This window comes from Pseudomonas sp. REB1044 (genome assembly GCF_038813925.1).
Classification (GTDB): Bacteria; Pseudomonadota; Gammaproteobacteria; order Pseudomonadales; family Pseudomonadaceae; genus Aquipseudomonas; species Aquipseudomonas boreofloridensis.
In genome coordinates this window covers 2,306,779-2,328,118 of record NZ_CP046139.1, presented here as the reverse complement: position 1 = coordinate 2,328,118, position 21,340 = coordinate 2,306,779, and the positions used below count along the sequence as shown (strand labels likewise).

General features: G+C 65.3%; 17 protein-coding genes, 2 pseudogenes and 1 riboswitch. Of the genes and pseudogenes, 8 read left to right on the top strand and 11 right to left on the bottom strand.

Features of this window, described 5'->3' with window-relative positions; translation table 11 throughout:
- Positions 1-84: 84 nt before the first annotated feature.
- A pseudogene (locus tag GKC70_RS10830) lies at positions 85-1,067 on the bottom strand (TauD/TfdA family dioxygenase).
- Between the two features lie 187 nt (positions 1,068-1,254).
- Here GKC70_RS10830 and GKC70_RS10825 point away from each other — a divergent pair.
- The 3 genes from GKC70_RS10825 to GKC70_RS10815 are packed head-to-tail and all read left to right on the top strand — an operon-like array spanning position 1,255 to position 3,269.
- Positions 1,255-1,989: a carbon-nitrogen hydrolase family protein gene (locus GKC70_RS10825; RefSeq protein WP_342651309.1), complete on the top strand. Its 735-nt coding sequence runs from the start codon at positions 1,255-1,257 to the stop codon at positions 1,987-1,989.
- Positions 1,986-2,852 carry an AraC family transcriptional regulator gene (locus tag GKC70_RS10820; RefSeq protein WP_342651308.1) on the top strand — a complete coding sequence of 289 codons (867 nt, stop codon included), beginning with the start codon at positions 1,986-1,988 and terminating at the stop codon, positions 2,850-2,852. Before GKC70_RS10825 ends, GKC70_RS10820 begins: the two co-directional genes overlap by 4 nt.
- A gap of 30 nt (positions 2,853-2,882) precedes the next feature.
- Positions 2,883-3,269, top strand: a complete 387-nt coding sequence (locus tag GKC70_RS10815; protein WP_342651307.1) for a cupin domain-containing protein — start codon at positions 2,883-2,885, stop codon at positions 3,267-3,269.
- Positions 3,270-3,620: 351 nt separating this feature from the next.
- Here the strand turns inward: GKC70_RS10815 and GKC70_RS10810 are convergent, their stop codons facing one another.
- On the bottom strand, positions 3,621-4,100 hold the full coding sequence (locus GKC70_RS10810) for a hypothetical protein (protein ID WP_342651306.1): 480 nt from the start codon (positions 4,098-4,100) through the stop codon (positions 3,621-3,623).
- A 132-nt stretch (positions 4,101-4,232) separates the two neighbouring features.
- Complete coding sequence (locus GKC70_RS10805; protein WP_342651503.1) at positions 4,233-4,676, bottom strand: GNAT family N-acetyltransferase; 444 nt, start codon at positions 4,674-4,676, stop codon at positions 4,233-4,235.
- A 196-nt stretch (positions 4,677-4,872) separates the two neighbouring features.
- Here GKC70_RS10805 and GKC70_RS10800 point away from each other — a divergent pair, with 196 nt between their 5' ends.
- Positions 4,873-7,077: an LTA synthase family protein gene (locus GKC70_RS10800; RefSeq protein ID WP_342651305.1), complete on the top strand. Its 2,205-nt coding sequence runs from the start codon at positions 4,873-4,875 to the stop codon at positions 7,075-7,077.
- Positions 7,078-7,103: 26 nt separating this feature from the next.
- Here the strand turns inward: GKC70_RS10800 and GKC70_RS10795 are convergent, their stop codons facing one another.
- A complete protein-coding gene (locus tag GKC70_RS10795) occupies positions 7,104-8,429 on the bottom strand; it encodes a sigma-54 dependent transcriptional regulator (RefSeq protein ID WP_342651304.1) in 1,326 nt (441 codons plus the stop codon).
- A gap of 333 nt (positions 8,430-8,762) precedes the next feature.
- On the opposite strand from GKC70_RS10795, the gene GKC70_RS10790 reads away from it, so the two are divergent.
- The gene (locus tag GKC70_RS10790) at positions 8,763-9,029 is read left to right on the top strand and encodes a hypothetical protein (protein WP_342651303.1); all 267 of its coding nucleotides are present in this window, start codon (positions 8,763-8,765) and stop codon (positions 9,027-9,029) included.
- Between the two features lie 108 nt (positions 9,030-9,137).
- Here GKC70_RS10790 and GKC70_RS10785 read toward each other — a convergent pair whose 3' ends face one another.
- The 5 genes and pseudogenes from GKC70_RS10785 to GKC70_RS10765 all read right to left on the bottom strand — a co-directional run bounded on the left by GKC70_RS10785 (position 9,138) and on the right by GKC70_RS10765 (position 16,840).
- Entirely contained in the window at positions 9,138-9,701 is a 564-nt protein-coding gene (locus GKC70_RS10785; protein WP_342651302.1) for a VWA domain-containing protein, read from the bottom strand.
- Between the two features lie 101 nt (positions 9,702-9,802).
- The gene (locus tag GKC70_RS10780) at positions 9,803-10,801 is read right to left on the bottom strand and encodes an AAA family ATPase (protein ID WP_342651301.1); all 999 of its coding nucleotides are present in this window, start codon (positions 10,799-10,801) and stop codon (positions 9,803-9,805) included.
- A 1-nt stretch (position 10,802) separates the two neighbouring features.
- Positions 10,803-14,551, bottom strand: a pseudogene (cobN, locus tag GKC70_RS10775) (cobaltochelatase subunit CobN).
- A 3-nt stretch (positions 14,552-14,554) separates the two neighbouring features.
- Positions 14,555-15,619, bottom strand: coding sequence for a cobalamin biosynthesis protein CobW (gene cobW / locus GKC70_RS10770; protein ID WP_116888457.1), 1,065 nt, complete (start codon positions 15,617-15,619; stop codon positions 14,555-14,557).
- 98 nt (positions 15,620-15,717) lie between these two features.
- Positions 15,718-15,912: riboswitch (cobalamin riboswitch) on the bottom strand.
- Positions 15,913-15,958: 46 nt separating this feature from the next.
- Positions 15,959-16,840, bottom strand: coding sequence for a LysR substrate-binding domain-containing protein (locus tag GKC70_RS10765; protein ID WP_295481713.1), 882 nt, complete (start codon positions 16,838-16,840; stop codon positions 15,959-15,961).
- A gap of 213 nt (positions 16,841-17,053) precedes the next feature.
- Here GKC70_RS10765 and GKC70_RS10760 point away from each other — a divergent pair, with 213 nt between their 5' ends.
- Positions 17,054-17,656, top strand: coding sequence for an ankyrin repeat domain-containing protein (locus GKC70_RS10760; protein ID WP_342651502.1), 603 nt, complete (start codon positions 17,054-17,056; stop codon positions 17,654-17,656).
- 9 nt (positions 17,657-17,665) lie between these two features.
- On the opposite strand, the gene pobA is transcribed toward GKC70_RS10760, so the two are convergent.
- Positions 17,666-18,850 carry a 4-hydroxybenzoate 3-monooxygenase gene (pobA, locus tag GKC70_RS10755; protein ID WP_342651300.1) on the bottom strand — a complete coding sequence of 395 codons (1,185 nt, stop codon included), beginning with the start codon at positions 18,848-18,850 and terminating at the stop codon, positions 17,666-17,668.
- Between the two features lie 163 nt (positions 18,851-19,013).
- Between pobA and GKC70_RS10750 the strand changes: the two genes are divergently transcribed.
- Both GKC70_RS10750 and GKC70_RS10745 read left to right on the top strand, forming a co-directional pair.
- Complete coding sequence (locus GKC70_RS10750) at positions 19,014-19,898, top strand: helix-turn-helix domain-containing protein (RefSeq protein ID WP_342651299.1); 885 nt, start codon at positions 19,014-19,016, stop codon at positions 19,896-19,898.
- 82 nt (positions 19,899-19,980) lie between these two features.
- Positions 19,981-20,880 carry a hydroxymethylglutaryl-CoA lyase gene (locus tag GKC70_RS10745; RefSeq protein ID WP_342651298.1) on the top strand — a complete coding sequence of 300 codons (900 nt, stop codon included), beginning with the start codon at positions 19,981-19,983 and terminating at the stop codon, positions 20,878-20,880.
- A gap of 31 nt (positions 20,881-20,911) precedes the next feature.
- On the opposite strand, the gene GKC70_RS10740 is transcribed toward GKC70_RS10745, so the two are convergent.
- Positions 20,912-21,247 carry an NUDIX domain-containing protein gene (locus GKC70_RS10740; RefSeq protein ID WP_342651297.1) on the bottom strand — a complete coding sequence of 112 codons (336 nt, stop codon included), beginning with the start codon at positions 21,245-21,247 and terminating at the stop codon, positions 20,912-20,914.
- Positions 21,248-21,340: the final 93 nt, after the last annotated feature.

Sequence of the window (21,340 nt, the reverse complement as noted above, 5' to 3'; positions counted from 1 at the left end):
CCCGTGTTTGCGAGGCTGCGCGACACCGGCGCAGACACGACTTCGCCCGAGACGCAGTGCTCGGGCGAAGGGGCATTGCAGGCTTCAGGCCAGGTCGGCCGAATGGGCCTCGGCCATGGCCACGATCACTTTGCGGCTGCCTTCGAACGGCGAACGAGCGTGGGCAGCGAGCATGTTGTCGAGCATCATCACGTCGCCTTCCTGCCAGGGGAAACTGATCATGCAGTCGTCCAGCACGGCGCGGATCTGCTCGAGCACCTCGTCTTCGATGGGCGTGCCGTCACCGTAGTAGACGTTACGCGGCAGGTCCTCTTCATCGACGATGTCCAGCAGGCTTTCGCGCACCTCTGGCGGCAAGTTGGAGATGTGGAACAGGTGCGCCTGGTTGAACCAGACCATGTCGCCGGTGGTGGGGTGGCGCGCCACCGCCTGGCACACCTGGCGGGTGCGCAGTTCACCGTCGTCTTTCCATTCGCAGGTGATGCCGTGGGCGCGGCAGTAGGCCTCGACCTCGTCCTGGTCCTCGGTGTTGAACACCTGCTCCCAGGACACGTCCAGGCCGTTGCCGAAGTTGCGCACGTACATCAGCCCTTGCTGACGAAGCGCTCGCGAATGTGCGCCGGCACGCGGCGGTAGACTTCACGGCTGTCGGCGATCGGCGTTTCGCCGCCGGAGCGTGCGGCGATCATGCTGTAGAACCAGATCTTCATCGGCCAGTCGCGCGAGTAGGCCTGCTCGTTGTGCAGCGGGATGCTCTGGTGCGCCGGGTACTCGGTGGAGGTGTACACGCCCTGGGTCACGTTGGTGCGCGGCGTGGACCCGAACTCGTAGTTGAGCAGCGGATGGCCAAAGCGCGCGGCGAACTGGCGGAACGCTTCGGCGCCGTCGAGCTGGAAACCGCGGAACAGCACGCCGCCATCGCGCAGCAGGTGCTCGTCTACCAGCGCCTTGAGTTCATCGAACACCTCCAGCAGCCCGACGCCCTCCTCGGTCGCTTCGACCAGCAGCGGCAAACGCCCCTGCGCCGGCAGCAACGGACGCACGTTGAATCCCACGGCAACACCCATGACGGGCCTCCTTGTACACACTTTCATGGCAGGTTCGCGCAGGTCGCCAGGGCCCGCGGATCGGTATTGCTGTAGGAGACGGATCGCACCCTGAGCAAATTAGTCGTGCTCCCGGCCTTGGCTGTCCTGGGGCGACTGACTGGGGAACGTGTAAGATGCGCGCTCCCTCCGTTGCAGAGGCGTGACCATGAAAATCGCTGCCGCACAAATGGCCTCCGCCTGCGGCCTGATCGGCCACAACATCGCCCGGCAGGTCGCGGCGATCCACCAGACGGCCGACGCGCAGGTGCAGGCGGTGTTCTTCCCGGAACTGTCACTGACCGGCTACCAGCCCGCGCTCGCCGCGCGTCTGGCCATCGAGACAGACGACGCTCGACTGGACGTGTTCCAGTCATTGAGCGATCGATTCGGCCTGCTGATTGCCACCAGCGCGCCTCTGCGCGTGGCCCATGGTGTGGCGATCGCGCTGTTCGTGTTCCAGCCGCACAGGCCGCGTACCACGTACGCCAAACAGCACCTGCACGAAGACGAACGGAGCGTGTTCACGCCAGGTCACGGGCTGCGCACCTATGCCTGCGCCGACCAGGTGCTGGCGCCTGCCATCTGCTACGAATCGCTGCAGTCGTGCCACGCGCAGCAGGCCGCCGCGGCCGGTGCGACGCTGTATTTCACCAGCGTGGCCAAGTCGTCACGCGGTGTCGCTGCCGCCTACAGCCACTACCCCGAGATCGCCCGCACATTCGGCATGGCGGTGGTCATGGCCAACTGCGTGGGCGCGACGGCCGATTACGTCGGTGCCGGTGGCTCGGCGGCGTGGGATGCCAGCGGGGAACTGATTGTCCAGGCCGACGGGGAGGAAGAGGCGCTGGTGATCTATGACGCGAAGGTTGGAACAGGGCATATCGTGGGATTGCGTGCATGAGTGATCGGCGCCCCCAGCCTCCCGTCGCCGACTGGGTGATTCGCACAGCTCAACCCGGCAGCGTCGAGCGAATCGAGGCGTGGTTCGGCAGTCATGGCTACGACCCGCACCGCCACGACACCTATTCCATCGGCCGCACCCTGGCCGGGGTGCAGAGCTTCCACTACAAGGGTTCGCTGCGCCACGGCCTGCCTGGCAACACCTTGGTGCTGCACCCGGACGAGGTGCATGACGGCATGGCCGGTACCGAGGCCGGTTTTCGCTATCGCATGGCCTACATCGATCCGGCACTGATCCAGAACGTGCTCGGTGGCGAGCCGTTGCCTTTCATTGGCGCCGGGCTGTCGGAGGATCCGCGTCTCTACCGGGCCAGCGAAACCTTCGTGCAGGCACTGGACCATCCGCTCGACACGCTGGAGGAACAGGATGCGCTGTACGACCTGGCCATGGCCATGCGTGCCGTGGCCGGCAAACCGCGCGGTCGCAAGCGCCTGGACTTTGTGTCGGCCGAGCGCGCCCGGGCGTTCATCCTCGAACACCTGCACCAGGGCATCACCTTGGACATGCTCGAACAGGCCAGCGGGCGCGAGCGCTGGAGCCTGTCGCGGGACTTTCGCACGCTCTACGGCACCAGCCCCTACCGCTTCGTCACCCTGCGCCGACTGGACAACGTCCGGCGCCTGATCCTCGATGGGTTCAGCTTGGTCGATGCCGCCCTGGCCGCCGGCTTCCATGACCAGAGCCACATGACCCGGCATTTCACCCGTTGTTATGGGGTGCCGCCGATGCGCTGGCTGGAGCGGCTGCATGCGAGCCACCACGTTGCAGGATCGTACAAGAAACGACCGATCTCCCCACTCTAGGCTGAGCGCTCCATTCAATGAGGAACGCTCATGTCCCCTTCGCAGAATCCATACGCCACGCATCCGGTGAACCTGTTGCAGAAAATCGACCTGATCGACCAACAGTGGAGTCCCAGGGTCGTGGCGCAGATGAACGATTACCAGTTCAAGGTCGTGCGCATCGAAGGCGAATTCATCTGCCATTCGCACCCCGAAACCGACGAAGCCTTCATCGTGCTCGAAGGCATCCTGCGCATCGACCTGCCAGAGCGGTCAGTGCACGTCGCCGCCGGTGAGCTCTATGTGGTGCCCAAAGGCGTGAAGCACCGAACGGCGGCCGAAGGCGAGGCCAAGCTGATGATGATCGAGCCGCAGGGCGTGTTGAACACCGGACAGGAGGGCGGTGAGCGCACGGCGTTGAATGACGTGTGGATCTGAGGGGATGTTTCGCAACTGTGGCGGTGAGCAGTAGCACCGTTACGGTTGCCAATCGCGATGCCGGGCGAGCGCGCAGGCAACTTCACGCGAGAGTGAACTCACCCTTGCTTGGCGAACCTGCACCGCCTCGCCATCAGTGCGCCCCCTATTCCCACCGCCATGGCGGACAACAGACCCAAGTCCACACCTAGCCAGTGGGTCTGGCCTGCAAGAACAGCTCCCAGTCCGCCGACACCTATCAGCGCCGCCGCCAAATATGTTCGCAAAGCACCAGAACGCAGCAGTCTGTCCAACAGAAGGCCCAGGGCCAAGGCCAGGATCAGGTGAGCAAGGTCAGACATGCAGGCTCCGTCATACGCTAATGATCAGCGATTGGGAAGTTCGCTGAGGGCCAATGCCACCGCTGACCTCAGCCTCGACACTAACAAGTATGTCTCCTGCATGATATGTAGGCATCGCGCCGTCGACGTATTTACGGGTCGCCAAACCTGCAGTTGCAGATGCAAAGAAGCCACCCATCCAACCCGCGACTCCGGCAGTGGCGGAAGTAGACAGATTGATAACGGTGGCGCGCCGTGCATTCAATGAGTCCCCTTTGCGCCGCGTCAAAGGGCTGGAGATCCCGACTGTCATTACGCAGGGGCGATTGCCTGCCTGCATGTAGTCATAGACTTCAATTACTTTGCAACTGACTCGATATTGCGCGCCTTTGGCCTCTAAAAAAAACAGGCTCTGTAAACGGGAGCGGTCACCCGGATGAACAGTGAACCGACTCATGCAGAACAGCAATCCATCTGAAGTTATACGTTGGTAGGTGGCGTCTAAAATCACGGGTTTCCTCGACGTTGCTTAAACGACAACAAATCGCGCCGAGCACCCTACCCCTTTAATCACGCTTTATCAGTCAGAGTTTTCGTCATCTCCTATCATTCAATTCAGAATGTGAGCGTGGCCCGCCCCCTGTTACACCGACTTGACCATAGGCTGATAGACCAACCCCAGATGCTCACCGATCTCCCCGGCCTGCACGAAGCCGAAACGTCGATAAGCCGGCACCGAGGGCAGTGAGGCATTCACCGTGACGGTCTCAACGCGCGCGTGAGCCAGCGCCGCGCTCATCAAACGCTGGCCAATGCCTTGACGCTGGCAGCCTGGCTCGACGAACAGCAGAGCCAAATGGCGGCCTTCCTTGAGCTCCACCACGCCATTGATGGTCGCGTCCGAGAGGCACACCAGCAGCAGGTTGTCGCCGTGCATGCGTTCGGCCAGCGCCTGCTCGGTGACCCGTTTGGCGAAGGTGTCCACGCCTTGCGCCGACAGCGCAGGGGCGACGGCCTGGGTGAATGCAGCCAGGCACACGGCGCTGGCGTCGGGCAGGTCGGAGGGAAGAAGCGCGCGAATGTGCAGGGCCGTTGTCCGTGGCAGCGATGGATCGCCATTGATAGCAGAACGCGCCTTGAACGCCGAGCCGGTGTGCTGTGCAAGATCACCGTGGGCCTATGGCGCAATGGTAACCATCCTTGTCACTGCCGGCTTCGAGCCCAACGCGCTGGTATGATGCAGCACACTTTTGTGACGTCTTCATGGCAAGGAACACCGCTTCGTGAACAAAATTCTCGGCCACCCCCACGCACGCCTTGCCGCCCTGGCATTGCTGGTGGTGGGTCTACCTCTGGCCATCCGCGCCTGCTTGGGCTGGTCCGCCCCGCAGGGCTACCTTTCCGATCTGGCGCTCGGCAGCCTGTTGCTGCTGCTCCTGCAACGCAGCCCCTGGTGGCTGGCGCTGCCGCTGCTGCTGGCCTGGGCTGGATTGCTGGTGGCCTCGGCAGAACTGGTCAGCGCCGTTGGCCGCCTGCCCGACAGCGGCGACCTGACCTACCTGTTCGACCCGCAGTTCATGGAGAACTCCACCTCGGGCGCCCTCGCCCACCCCTGGCTACCCTGGACCTTGGGCGCCGGCATCCTTGGCTGGCTGCTCGTGCACTGGCGGCTGCGACGCCAGCCACGTCCGGCGCTGCCCCACGCCGCCTGGTTGGCGCCAATGGTGCTGTTCGCCGCCCACTGGGGCAGCGAGCACCTGCTGCCCTCGGACGCCGACCCTTGGCGTCAATACAGCCTCTCCCACCAGTTGCTCAGCACCGCTGGCGCCGACCTGCAGCTCAAGGCCCAAGGCTGGTTGGGCCACGACCTCAGCGTGACGCCACTGCCCAGCGCCGGCCTGACTCAGAGCGACCTGAACGGGCACAAGCTGCTGGACGCCCCCGGTCGAGCGCGCAATCTGTTGCTGATCACCCTCGAAGGTATCCCCGGCGCCTACTTGCGTGCCAACCGGCAGGCCCTGCACAGCGGTTTCGACGACGAGCTGATGCCCAATCTCAGCCGCTGGGCCGAACGCGGGATGAACACGCCAGACTATGTCCTGCACACCCATCAAACCATTCGCGGCCTGTACGCCATGCTCTGCGGCGACTACGACAAGCTCGCCAATGGCACGCCCAAGGGCGTCGAGCTGCTTACTCAAGACGTGCGCAATCAGGCCTGCCTGCCGGCGCAATTGCGCCAGGCCGGCTTCACCACTCATTACCTGCAAGGCGCCGGACTGCGCTTCATGGCCAAGGACCGGATCATGCCGCACGTGGGCTTCGAGGCGGTGCACGGTGTCGAGTGGTTCACCAATGCTAACTACCTGGAGTTCCCTTGGGGCAAGGATGACCGCGCCTTCTTCGACGGTGCGCTGAGCTACGTCGGTGAACTGCGCAAACAGCGCCAGCCGTGGATGCTCACCTTGTTGACGGTCGGTACTCATCAGCCCTATTCCGCACCGCAGGACTACCTGGAGCGCTACGACACACCGAAACAGGCGGCTGTGGCCTATCTGGACGATGCGCTCGGGCAGTTCCTCGACAACCTCGAACGCCAGGGCGTGCTCGAAGATACCCTGGTGGTCGTCACCTCGGACGAATCGCACGGCATCGATGGCGTGCGCCTGGCCTCGGCCTGGGGCTTCAACCTGACCCTGGCGCCCGAGCGCAAAGCCCTGCCTCGCCTCAAGCAAGGCACCTACGGTCATGTCGACCTGGCCACTTCGCTGCTCGATTACTTCGCCCTGCCCATCCCCGCCGCGCTGGCCGGGCGCTCGCTGCTGCGTGACTATGACAGCGGCCGGGAAATGATCTCCTTCACCAATGGCCTGTTGCGCTACCACGATGGCCAGGGCACCTTCAGCGAGTGCGATTTCCAGCAACGCTGCCGACGCTACGCCAGCGACGGTTTCATCGCCGACCAGGCGCGCCCGCTCGGGCGTGGCGAAAGCGCGCTGGGCCGACAGATCGGCGCGCTGGCCGGGGTGCTCGATCAATCGCTGCTGCACACGCCACTGAACCTGCGTTATCAGTTCGGCGGGCCGGCAGCGATCGCACTGAATCAGGACATTCGTGACGACTGGGCCGACAACCTGATCGGCGCGCAATACCTGGAGATGCCCGAAGGCACCCACACGCGGGTGCGGGTCAAGGTGCGCTCGCTCGATCCCGCCCATCGTGCGCACATCCAGCTCAAGGCCAAACAGCAGGAACAGGACGTACCGCTGGGCCTGCCCGAGGAAATCCTGGTGACTGCCGATCAGCCCATGGAGCTGGAGTTCGGTTTCGACAATCCGATCGAGCGCAAGGCGTTTTCCTTCCATCTGCTGGGCTATGGCGGCGGCGAAGTCGAGGTCAGCGATTTCAGCGTGATCACCGCCGTGCCCGGCGAAGATGAAGTGATCGAAGAGCTGCAGGACGATGGGCACCTCGCCCAGTCGAGCTGATCGACCGAGCGGCGCGCGATTGACGGCTAACGGATCTGGTGCTTGTGCAACAACCGATAGAACGTGGGCCGCGAAACCCCTAATACCTTCGCGGCGATGCTCATGTTGTCGCTGTGCCGGTTGAGCACATCGCACAGCGCCTGGCGCTCGGCCCGGTGCTTGTAGTCCTCCAACGTGCCCAGCGGCGCCTGCGCATCGTCGAGGTCTTGCAGGCCCAGGTCGTGGGCTTCGATCTGCCGACCCTCGGCCAGCACCAGCCCGCGCCTGACGCGGTTGGCCAGCTCACGCACATTACCCGGCCACTCATGCCGGCCCATGGCCGCCAGCGCGTTGTCGCTGAACGAACGCGGCCTTCGTCCGGTTTCCAGGCTGTAGAAATGCGAGAAATGATGAGCCAGCATCGACAGGTCACCATGCCGCTCGCGCAGCGGGGCGGTCACCACTTGGAGGACGTTGAGCCGGTAGTACAGGTCTTCACGAAAGCGCCCGCGCTCGATCGCCTGCTCCAGGTCCACGTGGGTGGCTGCCAGCACCCGCGCATCCACCGCAATGGGCTGGCTGCCGCCGACCCGTTCGATGTGCTTTTCCTGCAGAAAGCGCAGCAGATTGGCTTGCAGCTCCAGAGGCAGGTCGCCAATTTCGTCGAGAAACAGGGTGCCGCCGTTGGCCGCTTCGATCCGCCCGACCTTGCGCTGATGGGCACCGGTAAAGGCACCCTTTTCGTGTCCGAACAGCTCGGACTGGATCAGGTGTTCAGGGATCGCGCCGCAGTTGATGGCAATGAACGGTTTGTTGTGTCGCTGCGACTGGCGGTGCAGCGTGCGCGCCACCAGTTCCTTGCCGGTGCCACTTTCGCCACGGATCAGCACCGGTGACTCGGTCGGCGCCAGCTTGCCGAGCAGCTTGCGCAGTTCGCGCACCGGACGGCTCTCGCCCAGCAGTTCATGCTCGGGCTGCTCCAGCGGCAGTGTCTGTTTGCCGCGCAGGCGCGCCACCCCGAACGCGCGCCCCAAGGTCACCTGCACGCGCGACACGTCGAAGGGCAAGGTGTGGAAGTCGAAAAACCACTCACAGACGAAATCGCCGACATTCTGCAGACGCAATTCTTCGGCGCTGAGCACCGCGATCCATTCGGTATTGCTGCGCTTGATCAAGTCTTTGACGGCATCGGGGTGACGCAGGTGAGAGGCCTGCAGACGCAACAGGCCGATGTCGCAGGGATGCTCCAGCGCAGCGCCCAGGGTAGAACTGCGCACCGCCCAACCGGCGCTCTTGAGGCCAGGTAGCAGGCGATGACACTCATCACACGGATCGACGATCAGCAAACGGCGTTGCGTGGCGGGTTCGGGCATGACCTATCCTTGGCGCCAATTATCCGTTTTCCGACTAGAAACAGTGACTTGCGGCGCCCGGATTAACAGTAGCAATGAACTTGACGCTGCCCACTACCGTTGGTCTGCCAATGGCCGCCAAAAAAGAGCACTGGGGAATTTATTTGAACAACTGTCGTCACACGCGGCGTACGGCATGGATGCAGACATGGCGCTGTTTAAAATTTTTCCATTGTCATGTGACTTCACCTGCAACCTGGAGCATCAGTACCCATAACCCGCGCTGCACGCACTCATACATTCACGCACCGCGGACTTACACTTCGCTGTTTGGGACCAAAGAGAGACCGAACCATGAATGCCCCGCTCCGTGTCAACGAAGCACTGCTGATCGCCGACCACGCCTTCGAACCTTTCCAGTGCGTTGCCTGGGATGCACCCAACGGTACTGGTGAGTTGAGCCTGGCAGTGATCGACCGGACCAGCACCCGCATCGGCAGCAAACAAGTGCCCTCGCGCATCTATTCCGACCGCCGGCAATGGGTGAACCTGATCGAGGAAGTGCGTGCCGAATTGTTCCACAAAGGCTATGACCTGCAACCCTGGTCGATGCCCAAGTAACCCGTCTTATCCGCCCGTCTGACATCCACCTGTGTCAGGCGGGCAACTTTCAATGGCCTGGCTGGCAACTTTCAAACGGTGCGGTTTATTGTCGCGCCGGTCAATTGTTCAACACAGCTTGAACTGCTCGATATGCTGATAGTTCGCTTTTAGTTGCGCGGCGAGTTGCCGTGCGCGACCCAGACGCACCGGCGCCATTTCGATATCCACCAACTCGCACGGGCATGGCCAAGGCGCGAGGGCTTGCCAGCGCTGCAGACGGCCATCGGTGAGCACCAGGCAACGCTGCACCTCGTGCGGGTAGGCTTTGGCGCGGCGCTGCAACCATTGCCGTGCCTGCTCCAGCGCCGCCAGCAGCGGCGTGCCGCCACCGGCGCCCAGCTCACGCAGCCACGGCTGCAACGCGGCGGACGCTTTCAGGCCATGGCGTTGCCAGCGCGGCGCGTTGCCACTGGCGGTCAGCAGCGTCAGACGCGCACGCTGGCGGTAGGCCTGGTCGAAGAAACTCTCCAGCAAACCTTTAGCCTGGGCCAACGCGCGATGACGGCGCGTCGAGGCCGAGGCGTCGACGATCACCAGCCACAACTGCGGCGCCTGCCCAAGGCGCTGCTGCCAACACAGTTGGTCGAGCCGCCGCGGCTTGCCTTTGAGCAAGGTCGGCACCCACGCCACACGGCCGCGCGCAGCCGCCTGGGCACGCCCACGGTTGGCACCGACGCGCTTGTCGCTGCGCGGGCTGGCATCCGCGACCGCAGCGGCGCGGGCGCGGATGCTCAGGGCTTTTTTGCCCAGTTCGGCACCTCACGCCGCGCCTCGGCCGCCACCGGTTGCGCCGCCAACGCCCCCCAATCGCCCTGACCGCCCTGCCCCGGCGCTGCCGAACTGCCTGTGGAAGGCGGTGTTTCGGTCTCTGGCGACTGGGTCTGACGACGGCGATGGCGCAAGGCGAATTCGGCCACCGCCTCCACGTCCTCCTCGGCGATGGCCTCGGCGCCGCGCCAGACGGCATGGGCACGCGCGGCACGCAGCCAGACCAGGTCGGCACGCAGACCATCGACGCCCGCCGCGAAGCAACGCTCGGTGATCCAGGCCAGCGTCTGGTCGTCCAGGGCAATATCGGACAGACGCTCGCGCGCCGCGCGGCAGCGATCGCGCAACTGCGCCTGAGCCTGGGCCCACTGCGCACAGAACGCCTGCGGGTCGCTGTCGAAGGCCAGGCGGCGGCGGATGATCTGCTGCCGCTCAGCCGGCGCCGGCACCCCTTCCAGGGCAATGTTCAGGCCGAAACGGTCGAGCAACTGCGGACGCAGCTCGCCTTCTTCGGGGTTCATGGTGCCGATCAACACGAAGCGCGCTGCATGGCGGTGGGAAATGCCGTCGCGTTCGATGCGGTTGGTGCCGCTGGCGGCCACATCGAGCAACAGGTCCACCAGCGGGTCAGGCAACAGGTTGACCTCGTCCACATAGAGCACGCCGCCGTCGGCGTGGGCCAGCACCCCCGGCGAGAAGCGCGCCTGGCCCTGGCCCAGCGCGGCGTCCAGATCGAGGGTGCCGACCAGGCGCTCCTCGGTGGCACCCAGCGGCAGGGTCACGAAAGGGCCGTCACCCAGCAGGTCGGCCAGCCCTCGGGCCAAGGTGCTCTTGGCCATGCCACGCGGGCCTTCGATCAGCACACCGCCGATCTTCGGATCGATGGCCGTCAGGCACAGGGCCAACTTGAGGTCGTCGGCGCCGACCACGGCGGCCAGCGGAAACTGTATGGGTTCGCTCATCTCAGGCGTGTTCCTCACCGTCGAGCAAGTGCTGCTCGAGGGCTTCGCGGTAGTCGCCCGGCGCCTGCCACAAACCGCGCTGCTGGGCTTCGAGCAGGCGTTCGGTCAGGTCATGCAGGGCATGCGGGTTGTGTTGGCGCATGAAATCGCGGGTACCAGGATCGAGCACATAGGCATCGGCCAGCGCCTGGTAATGGTAATCGTCGATCAGATGCGTGGTGGCGTCGAAAGCGAACAGATTGTCCACGGTCGCGGCCAACTCGAAGGCGCCCTTGTAGCCGTGACGCTTGACCCCGTCGATCCACTTGGGGTTCAGCGCCCGGGCGCGGATCACCCGGTTCAGCTCTTCTTTCAGGGTGCGGATGCGCGGTCGATCGACCTGGCTGTGGTCGCCGTGGTAACTGGCCACGGCCTCCCCCGCCAGGGTTTCGGCAGCCGCCAGCATGCCGCCCTGGAACTGGTAGTAGTCGTTGGAGTCGAGCAGGTCATGCTCATGGTTGTCCTGGTTCTGCAACACCGCCTGCACCTGGCCCAGGCGCTGGGCGAACTGGGCGCGTGCCGGAGTCCCCTCGTCGGCGCCGCCATAGGCATAGCCGCCATGGTTCAGGTAGACCTCGGCGAGGTCCGCGCGGGCCTGCCACAAGCGCCCGTCGATGGCGTTCTGCACCCCAGCACCATAGGCGCCCGGTTTGGCACCGAACACCCGCCAGCCGGCCTGGCGCTGCGCCTGTTCTGCCGCCACGCCCTGCGCCAGCAGGGTTTCACGCTCGGCACGAACCCGGGCAGCCAGCGGGTTGAGGTCGTCCGGCTCGTCCAGTGCCGCCACCGCTTGCACCGCTGCGTCGAAGAGGCGGATGAGGTTGCCGAAGGCATCGCGGAAAAAACCGGAGACGCGCAAGGTCACATCCACCCGTGGCCGGTCGAGCACACTCAGCGGCAGGATCTCGAAGTCATCGACCCGCTGGCTGCCCGTGGCCCACACCGGTCGCACGCCCATCAGGGCCATGGCCTGGGCGATATCGTCGCCGCCGGTACGCATGGTCGCCGTCCCCCACACCGACAAGCCCAACTGGCGCAGGTGATCGCCATGCTCTTGCAGGTGACGCTCCAGAATCAGGTTGGCCGAGGCGAAGCCCAGCCTCCAGGCCGTGGTGGTGGGCAGGTTGCGCACATCCACGGTATAGAAGTTGCGCCCGGTGGGCAGCACGTCCAGACGCCCGCGACTTGGCGCACCACTCGGCCCGGCAGGCACGAAGCGCCCGGCCAAGGCCGCCAGCAGGCCGTCGATTTCGGCATCGCCACAGGCATCCAGGCTCGGTGCGACCTGCTCGTGCAGCGCATGCAGCACCGCCTGCACACCCTGCCAGCTCGGGGTATCGGGCGCGCGCTGGCGCGCTTCGATCAACGCCAGGGCAAGCAGCTCCAGACGCTCGCGGGTGTCGCCCTGAGTGCGCCAGGCACTCGTCACCACGTCCTGCAGCAGCGCCGGACGTGGTCCGTCCCAGGCCTGACCCAGGTCGCAATCCAACGGATCGAAGTCCAGTTGCAGCGCCCGCGCCAACGCCCGCAACAGGCTGGCATTGCCGTCGCGACCGTCGCCACGGTCGACCCGCAGCAACGCCAGCAGCGTGTCGCTGCGCAGGCGACCCTGGGGCGACTGGCCGAACACGTGCAGGCCGTCGCGAATCTGCGACTCCTTGAGGTCGCACAGGTAGGTGTCCAGGCGCGGCAGCCACACCGCAGCATCGTCCAGTTGACCTTCGAGCTGCAGGTCGCGGTCAATGTGGTTGGCCTTCACCAACTCGACGATGTCGCGCTGAAGCTCGCGGGCTCGCCGTGGGTCGAGCAACTGCGCTTCATAGTATTCGTCGGCCAGTTGCTCCAAATGGCGCAAAGGCCCGTAGGTTTCGGCGCGGGTCAACGGTGGCATCAAGTGATCGATGATCACCGCCTGGGTCCGCCGCTTGGCCTGGGCGCCCTCGCCTGGGTCGTTGACGATGAATGGATAGATGTTCGGCAACGGGCCGAGCAGTGCATCCGGCCAGCACTCGGCGGACAGGCCGACGCCCTTGCCGGGCAGCCATTCCAGGTTGCCATGCTTGCCGACATGGATCAGCGCATCGGCAGCGTAGACCGTGCGCAACCAGAAATAGAACGCCAGGTAGCCATGCGGGGCACCAGGTCCGGATCGTGGTAGACCGCGCTGGGGTCCACCTGGTAGCCGCGCGCCGGCTGGATTCCAACGAAGGTCAGGCCCAGGCGCAGTCCTGCCACCATCATCCGCCCGCTGCGGAACATGGGGTCCTGCTCGGGTGCCCCCCAGCGCTCGCGCACTGCTCGCTGGTTGGCTTCGGGCAGGTCGGCAAAGGCCGCCAGATAGTCGTCCAGGGCCAGGCTCTGGGCACACGGGCGCTGGTCGAGGTGGTCCAGGTCGTTGGTCACGCCGCCGAGCAGGCGGTGGATCAGTGCGGTGCCGGTCGACGGCAGGTCGGCCACCGGATAGCCCTGGGCTTGCAGGGCCTTGAGGATGTTCAGGGCCGCGCCTGGCGTGTCCAGGCCGACGCCGTTGCCGATCCGGCCGTCACGGGTGGGGTAATTGGCCAGCACCAGCGCCACGCGCTTTTGCGCATTGGGCAGGCGCGCCAGCTCGACCCAGCGCCGCGCCAGTTCGGCGACGAAATCCATGCGCTCCGGGTGGGCCTTGTAGCACACCACATCGGACTGGCTGCGTTCGCTGCGCCAGGCCAGGTCCTTGAAGCTCACGGGACGCGTGATGATGCGCCCATCGAGCTCCGGCAGCACGATATGCATCGCCAGGTCGCGTGCCCCCAAGCCCTGCTCGCTGGCTTCCCAGCCGGGCTGATTGTCCTGGGCGCAGATAGCCTGCAACACCGGCACGTCGCGGCGCAGCGGTCGCAGATTAGGGCGCTCGGGACTGGACAGGGCAAAACCGGTGGTGTTGATCACCACCTCGGCGCCGACCTCATCGAGCCAGGCTTGGACCTGCTCCAGGCACGCCATTTCCTTGAGGCTGGCAACCGCGATCGGCAAGGGGTTCAACCCGGCGGCTTGCAAGCGCTGGCAGAACACGTCGATGAAACCGGTATTGGCCGCCTGCAGGTGCGAGCGGTAGAACAGGATCGGGGCGACCGGCTGTTCGGGCTGCCAGTGGCCATACCAGTCCTGCAACTGCGCGGCGGGTTTGTCGGGATGGTAGACGCTGGTACGCGGCAGCGGCTGCGGCGCGTCCCAGCTATAGTCGCGGCCCAACCATTGGTTGGCCAGGCACTTGAACAGGTTCAGGGCATTGGCCCGACCGCCCTGGCGCAGAAAGTGCCAGAGCCGCTCGGCCTGAGCGTCGGGCACCGTGCCCAGGCGGGTCAGCTCGGGGTCGGGTCGGTCGTCGCCTGGCACGAGAATCAGTTGCACACCGCTGGCGGCCAGTTCGACCAGTTGCTCCACGCCATAGCGCCAGTAGCCGACGCCGCCGTGCAGCGACAGCAGGATCACCTTGGCGTGGCGCAGCACCTGATCGAAGTAGAGGTCCACCGAGGCATGGTTCTGCACCTGCATGGGATTGGCCAGGCGCAGGCTGGGAAAGTCGTCCGGCAACTGCTCGGCGGTGTCGGCGAGCAGCGCCAGGTGGGAATCACCGCTGCAGAGAATCACCAGGTCGGCGGGGGTCTGGCCGAGGTCGGCAATGCTGTCGTCCGGCACGAAGCCGCCGGGCTGGGTCCGCAGCAGGTGCATGGATCAGGCGCCCAGGGCCTGGCGCAGGCGCGCTTCGAGCTGGGCGGCATCGAGGTCCTGACCGATCAGCACCAGCCGGGTGATGCGCGGCTCGTCGGCGCGCCAGGCACGGTCGAAGTGCTTGTCGAAGCGCGTGCCGACGCCCTGGATCAGCAGGCGCATCGGTTTGCCGGGAATCGCGGCGAAACCCTTGGCACGCAAGATGCCGAACTCGCCCACCAACTGCGCCAGCGCGTCGAGCAGCAGGCGCTCGTCGGCTTCGGGCAGGTCGATGGAGATGGAGTCGAAGGCGTCGTGATCGTGGTCGTCCTCTTCGCCGTCATGGTGCGAATCGTGATGGGTGCGGCGCGCATCGATGTGCGCTTCGGCTTGCGCGTCCAGGCCCAGCAGCACGTCCAGCGGCAGACGACCGCTGCTGGCCTCGATCACCTTGACCGCCGGTGGCAGTTCTTCGGCCACCTCGGCGCGGACCTTGGCCAGGCCCTCGGCGTCGATCAGGTCGGCTTTGTTCAGCACCACCAGGTCGGCGCTGGCCAACTGGTCGGCGAACAGTTCGTGCAGGGGCGACTCGTGATCCAGGTTAGGGTCGAGTTTGCGCTGGGCATCGACCTGCTCGGGATAGGCGGCGAAGGTGCCGGCAGCCACGGCCGGGCTGTCGACCACGGTAATCACTGCATCGACGGTGCAGGCGTTGCGGATTTCCGGCCACTGGAAGGCTTGCACCAAGGGTTTGGGCAGCGCCAGGCCGCTGGTCTCGATGAGGATGTGGTCCAGGTCGCCACGGCGCGCCACCAACTCGCGCATCACCGGGAAGAACTCTTCCTGCACCGTGCAGCACAGGCAGCCGTTGGCCAGCTCGTAGACGCGGCCGTTGGCTTCTTCCTCGCTACAGCCGATGCTGCACTGCTTGAGGATCTCGCCGTCGATGCCCAGCTCGCCGAATTCGTTGACGATGACCGCGATGCGCCGGCCTTGGGCGTTGTCGAGCATGTGCCGGAGCAAGGTAGTCTTGCCCGAGCCGAGGAAGCCGGTGACGATGGTGACCGGAAGTTTGGCCAGTGTTTTCATGTGGCAATGCCCTTGGCAGCAATGGTGCGGGCATGCGGGACGAGCGCCTCGGCCGAGCGGCCGGGCACGTTCGCCACCGGATCACCCCGCCCGGTTGAAGGTCGAAAACGTCACGAGGCAGGTCTCCTGGCTTGCACTGCACGGCCGCGGGCCGTTAGTTCGACGCCTTCCCGCACGTGCAGTGGCTGTGTCGAACCTGTTCAGTGCTTACAGTTGCGGGGGCAGCCGCGGCTTGGACCGCGTTCCCGTCTTAGCTCCGGTCGGGCCGGAGAACCTCGAACCGGCAAGGCTACGCAGTGGGGCGCAGGTGGTCAACCGTCTCGCGCCGACAGGCGGCCACTACCATCCTTCGCCGGCCAGAAGCTGCTTGAGCGTATCGGCCAGGGCCTTGACCATACCGTCGGCGCTGGGCCGATGGACGATGACGATCTCGTAGCTGTCCACCTCCGGCAGCCCCTGCGCTGTCCCCAGTACGCGGTGTTCGGCGGTGGCTGCGCGCGGTGGCAGGAGGCTCACGCCCATGCCGTTGGCGACTGCCGCCTGGATGCCGGACAGACTGGAGCTGGTGAAGCTGATGCGCCAGCGGCGGCCCATGCCCTCGATGGCCTGGATCATGTCTTCGCGGTACAGGCCGCGCGGCGGGAACGTCACCAGTGGCACCGGGTCCAGCTCGAAGGTGGGCAGCTGCAGGCTGTCGATCCATTGCAGCGGCTCCGGCCAGCAAGCCAGGCCCTCGCGGCTGTTGCGCCTTTGTTTGAGCAGCACCAGGTCCAGTTCGCCGTTGTCGTAGGCCTGGCTCAGGTCGCGGCACAGGCCACTGGTGACCTCCAGCTTGACCTGCGGATACTGGCGGCTGAAGGCTGACAGTGCATGGGTGGTACGGCCGCCGACGAAGTCTTCGGGTACACCCAAGCGCACGGTCACGCCGACCGAGGCCCCGGCCAGGGCCTCGAGCATCTGGTCATTGAGCGCAAGCATGTGCCGGGCGTAGCCGAGCAGGGTCTGGCCGGCGTCGGTGGGCAGCACGTCGCGGTGACCGCGCACCAGCAGGCGATGGCCGACCATCTCTTCCAGGCGGCGGACCTTCTGGCTGATGGTCGACTGGGTCGAGTGCAGGCGAGCAGCGGCGGTGGTGAAACTGCCGCAATCGGCCACCACGACGATGGCGCGGAGCAAGTCGAGGTCGAACAGCGCTCTATTCGGTTTGACGCTGGTGTGCATCGCAGTATTCGATTCGCGAATGGAAGAACGGCGTTCTAACACAGCCCTGCCGCCCCGGCAATCGCGCAGGTATTCGCAAAGCCACTGCGTGTCATCCAGATAATTCGTTTCAGTCCGCTGCGTCTGATCTCCTAGGATGAACCTTCGTACCCAGGAGACCGCCTCATGCGTATGCCACTCATCGCCTGCCTGCTGGCTGCGCTCACCTGCCCTATGGCCCACGCCGAGACCTCGCCCATGGACACCCGCCTGCTGTATGCCGCCCAGCGCGGCGATGCCCCCGCCATCGGCCGCCTGCTCAAAGAGTCGGTGGATCTTGAGCGTCGCGATGCGCAAGGTCGCACACCATTGATGCTGGCAACCCATGGCAACCATGTCGAGGCGGCCCGGGTATTGATCGAGGCCGGGGCGGACGTCAACGCCAAGGACGCCATCCACGACAGCCCCTACCTGTATTCCGGCGCGCGGGGCCTGAATCAGATCCTGCGCCTGACCCTGGACCACGGCGCCGACCTGGCCAGCACCAACCGCTATGGCGGCACGGCGCTGATCCCGGCTGCCGAGCGCGGCCATGTGGACACGGTGCAGATGCTGATCGACGCCGGGGTCGAGGTGAACCACCTCAACCGCCTGCACTGGACCGCCCTGCTGGAGGCGGTGATTCTCGGCGATGGCGGCCCTCGGCACGTCGAGATCGTGGAACGGCTGCTGGCCGCCGGCGCCGACCCGACGATCGCCGACAAGGACGGCGTGACCGCGCTGGCCCATGCCAAGGCGCGCGGCTATGCGCAGATGGTGGCGCTGCTGGAACCCTGACGCCGCCCCCTACACGGCCTCGTACGGCAGGCCCACGTAGTTCTCGGCGATGTTCACCAGGCCGGCTGGCGAGTTCAGGAAGTAATCGCGGTCGGCCTCCTGCATCTTTTGGTCCCAGGCATCTTTGTGCTCGCCGAAATCGTGCAGCAACTGCGTCATGAACCAGCTGAAGCGCTCGCCTTTCCACACTCGCCGCAACGCCAGCTCGGAGTAGCGCTGCAACAGATCGGTGCGGCCTTCGCGGTAGACCTTGAGCAGGATGCGGTACAGGTAATTGACGTCGGAGGCGGCCAGGTTGAGCCCCTTGGCCCCGGTGGGCGGTACGATGTGTGCCGCATCGCCGACCAGGAACAGGTGGCCGTACTGCATCGGCTCCACCACCAGGCTGCGCAGCGGGGCAATGCTCTTCTCCAGCGCAGGGCCGGTGACCAGGCGCTCGGCGACCTCTTCGGGCAGCCGCGCCTTGAGCTCGTCCCAGAAGCGATCGTCTGACCAGTCCTCGACCCGCTCCTGCAGCGGTACCTGCAAGTAGTAGCGGCTGCGGGTGGCAGACCGTTGACTGCACAGCACGAAGCCACGGTCGTGGTGGGCGTAGATCAGCTCGTGGTTGACCGGCGGAGTATCGGACAGCAGCCCCAGCCAGCCGAATGGATAGACCCGCTCGTACTGCTTGAGCACGCCCTCGGGAATGCTCTGGCGCGAAACGCCATGGAAGCCGTCGCAGCCGGCGATATAGTCGCAGTCCACACGCTGCACCTGACCTTCATGCTCGAACGTGACGTAGGGCTGCTCATCCTTCAGGCCCTGGGGCTGGACGTTACTGACGCCGTAGAAGATCGGCGCCCCGCTCTGCTCGCGTGCCTGCATGAGGTCGCGGGTCACTTCGGTCTGGCCGTAGACCATCACTGTCTTGCCGCCGGTCAGGGCCTTGAGGTCCAGTCGCTGGCGACGCCCACCGAACAGCAGTTCAACGCCTTCGTGCACCAGCCCTTCGCGGTCCATGCGCGCCGAGACGCCCGCCTCGCGCAGCAGATCGACCGTGCCTTGTTCGAGCACGCCGGCACGGATGCGCCCGAGCACGTAGTCCGGCGTCTGCCGTTCGAGGATCAGCGTGTCGATACCGGCCTGGTGCAGCAGTTGGCCGAGCAGCAGGCCAGAAGGGCCGGCACCAATGATTGCAACCTGGGTTTTCATTGTTGTTGTCTCGCCTTGTCGGTGCCGGACTGGCAATAGCCGGCACGGATGATTAGGGTATGCCCCTGTATTTTTACTGGCGAAATCTGCTGAAAAGCTGTGTTATCCAATATAAAAACTGCACTTTCGAAAATCTTGTGCGATCAGCGAACAGGTTCCCACGATGAAATCCTCGCTTCCCGGCGTGCCGCTGTTCCAGCTCTACGGCGAAAACCACACCTGGCCTGGCACCGACCTGCTGCACTGCGAGTCGATTCCGGCCCGTAGCCGCCTGCACCACTGGGAAATCAAGCCGCACCGACATGCCGAGCTGTTCCAGTTGCTCTACGTACAACGTGGCCGGGCGGTGGTGGAAATCGAGGGACGCCGCCGCGAAATCGACGAGGCGGCGATTCAGGTGGTCCCGCCACTGACCGTGCATGGCTTTCACTTCAGCGCCGATATCCAGGGGCATGTACTGACCTTCGGCCCCGCGCTGGTGGCCGAACTCGAGCAGCGCCTGGGCGTGCCGCTGGCAGTGCTGACCTCGCCCGGATGCTACGCCTTGGGCCGCGACCGGGCGCGTCTGCGTGGCCTGATCGAGACGCTGCAACAGGAATACGACGGCAGCGCCCCAGGGCGTGCGGCCTTGCTCGACGCCCTGGTGAGCGCCTTGATGGTGTGGATCAGCCGACGCCAGCAACTGGGCCTGGCCCCGCGCAATCGCGATGAACGCGACCGCCATCTGCTCGGGCAGTACCTGCGTTTGGTCGAGGCGCACTATCGCGAGCACCTGCCGATCGAGACCTACGCCGCCCGCCTGGGCATCACCAGCCTGCAACTGAACCAGCTGTGCCGCGCCCTCAGCGCCCAGAGCGCGTTGCAGGTGATCCATCAGCGGCTGTTGCTCGAAGCCCGGCGCAGCCTGGTGTACACGCGCATGAGCATTGGCCAGTTGTCCGACCGCCTGGGCTTCAGCGATCCCACCTACTTCGCGCGCTTCTTCAAGCGCCTGAGCGGGCAGACGCCCAATGCCTATCGACGGACCGCCAGCGAGGATGCGCCTTGACGTAAACGTCAAGCTGCCAGTAGTTTAGCCGCACTGTGCACGCCCGGAGTCGCCACCGCTGCACCGCCATAGGAGCATCACCATGTCATTACCCGCACAGGTCCGCCTGGTCGAAGTCGGCCCGCGCGACGGCCTGCAGAACGAATCCCGCCCGATCAGCGTCGCCGACAAGGTGCGCCTGGTGGACGATCTCAGCAATGCCGGGCTGCGGTACATCGAAGTGGGCAGTTTCGTCTCGCCCAAGTGGGTGCCGCAGATGGCCGGCTCGGCCGAGGTGTTCGCCGGCATCCGCCAGCAGCCTGGCGTCACCTATGCTGCCCTGGCGCCGAACCTGCGCGGCTTCGAGGACGCCGTGGCGGCGGGTGTGCGCGAGGTGGCCGTGTTCGCCGCTGCCTCCGAAGCCTTTTCCCAACGCAACATCAATTGCTCGATCAGCCAGAGCCTGCAGCGCTTCGGGCCGATCATGGACGCCGCGCGCCAGCAGCAGGTGCGGGTACGCGGCTATGTCTCCTGCGTGCTGGGCTGCCCGTACGAGGGCCGGGTGGACGCGGCGCAAGTGGCAGCAGTGGCGCGAGCGCTGCACGACATGGGCTGCTACGAAGTGTCGCTGGGCGACACCCTCGGCACCGGCACTGCGGGCGACACTCGGCGCCTGTTCGAGGTGGTGTCGGCGCAGGTGCCGCGCGAGCAGTTGGCCGGTCACTTCCACGACACCTACGGACAGGCACTGGCCAATGTCTATGCCAGCCTGCTCGAAGGCATCAGCGTGTTCGACAGTTCGGTAGCGGGGCTGGGAGGCTGTCCATACGCCAAGGGCGCGACCGGCAATATCGCCACCGAAGATGTGCTGTATCTGCTGCAAGGGCTGGGTATCGAGACCGGCGTCGATCTGGACACGCTGATCATGGCCGGTCAGCGGATCAGTCAGGTGCTGGGCCGTGACAACGGCTCACGGGTGGCGCGGGCGCGACTGGCCAAGTAAGGCTGCTTGGCAAGCAAACCCACGCAACGATTCAGGCCGCCCAGGGCGACAGCGCCGGGATGCCGCTGGCCAGCAGCGCCTGGGCGGTGGGGTTGAGCGATGTCCGTTGCAATGCCTTGCGCGCCACCCAGGTGCAGGCCGCGATCTCGCTGCGCGCGGTGGGCTTGTCGCCGGGATACAGGTGGGTGGTGAACAGGTAATGGCACACCCCGCCGATTTCCAGACTGCACAGCTGCAGCAGTTCCTTGCCGCTCAAGCCGGTTTCCTCGTAAAGCTCCCGAGCTGCCGCCACGCGCGGCGACTCGCCGCGCTCGACGGTACCCCCGGGAAAATTCCAGCGTCCGCCTTTCTTGCGCACAAGCAGCACCTGCCCCTCGTGGAAACAAATGACGGTAGCTCTGTATTTTCAGGAAGATTGGCGTGGGGCATCGGACCTGCTCATGACCGGAAATCACTGTGT

Coding starts and splice junctions, on each gene's coding strand:
- pobA (WP_342651300.1), bottom strand. CDS start 18,850: ATGAAAACCCAGGTTGCAATCATTGGTGCCGGCCCTTCTGGCCTGCTG.
- cobW (WP_116888457.1), bottom strand. CDS start 15,619: ATGAAAACACTGGCCAAACTTCCGGTCACCATCGTCACCGGCTTCCTC.
- GKC70_RS10745 (WP_342651298.1), top strand. CDS start 19,981: ATGTCATTACCCGCACAGGTCCGCCTGGTCGAAGTCGGCCCGCGCGAC.
- GKC70_RS10790 (WP_342651303.1), top strand. CDS start 8,763: ATGAATGCCCCGCTCCGTGTCAACGAAGCACTGCTGATCGCCGACCAC.
- GKC70_RS10750 (WP_342651299.1), top strand. CDS start 19,014: ATGAAATCCTCGCTTCCCGGCGTGCCGCTGTTCCAGCTCTACGGCGAA.
- GKC70_RS10765 (WP_295481713.1), bottom strand. CDS start 16,840: ATGCACACCAGCGTCAAACCGAATAGAGCGCTGTTCGACCTCGACTTG.
- GKC70_RS10825 (WP_342651309.1), top strand. CDS start 1,255: ATGAAAATCGCTGCCGCACAAATGGCCTCCGCCTGCGGCCTGATCGGC.
- GKC70_RS10780 (WP_342651301.1), bottom strand. CDS start 10,801: ATGAGCGAACCCATACAGTTTCCGCTGGCCGCCGTGGTCGGCGCCGAC.
- GKC70_RS10815 (WP_342651307.1), top strand. CDS start 2,883: ATGTCCCCTTCGCAGAATCCATACGCCACGCATCCGGTGAACCTGTTG.
- GKC70_RS10795 (WP_342651304.1), bottom strand. CDS start 8,429: ATGCCCGAACCCGCCACGCAACGCCGTTTGCTGATCGTCGATCCGTGT.
- GKC70_RS10760 (WP_342651502.1), top strand. CDS start 17,054: ATGGCCCACGCCGAGACCTCGCCCATGGACACCCGCCTGCTGTATGCC.
- GKC70_RS10820 (WP_342651308.1), top strand. CDS start 1,986: ATGAGTGATCGGCGCCCCCAGCCTCCCGTCGCCGACTGGGTGATTCGC.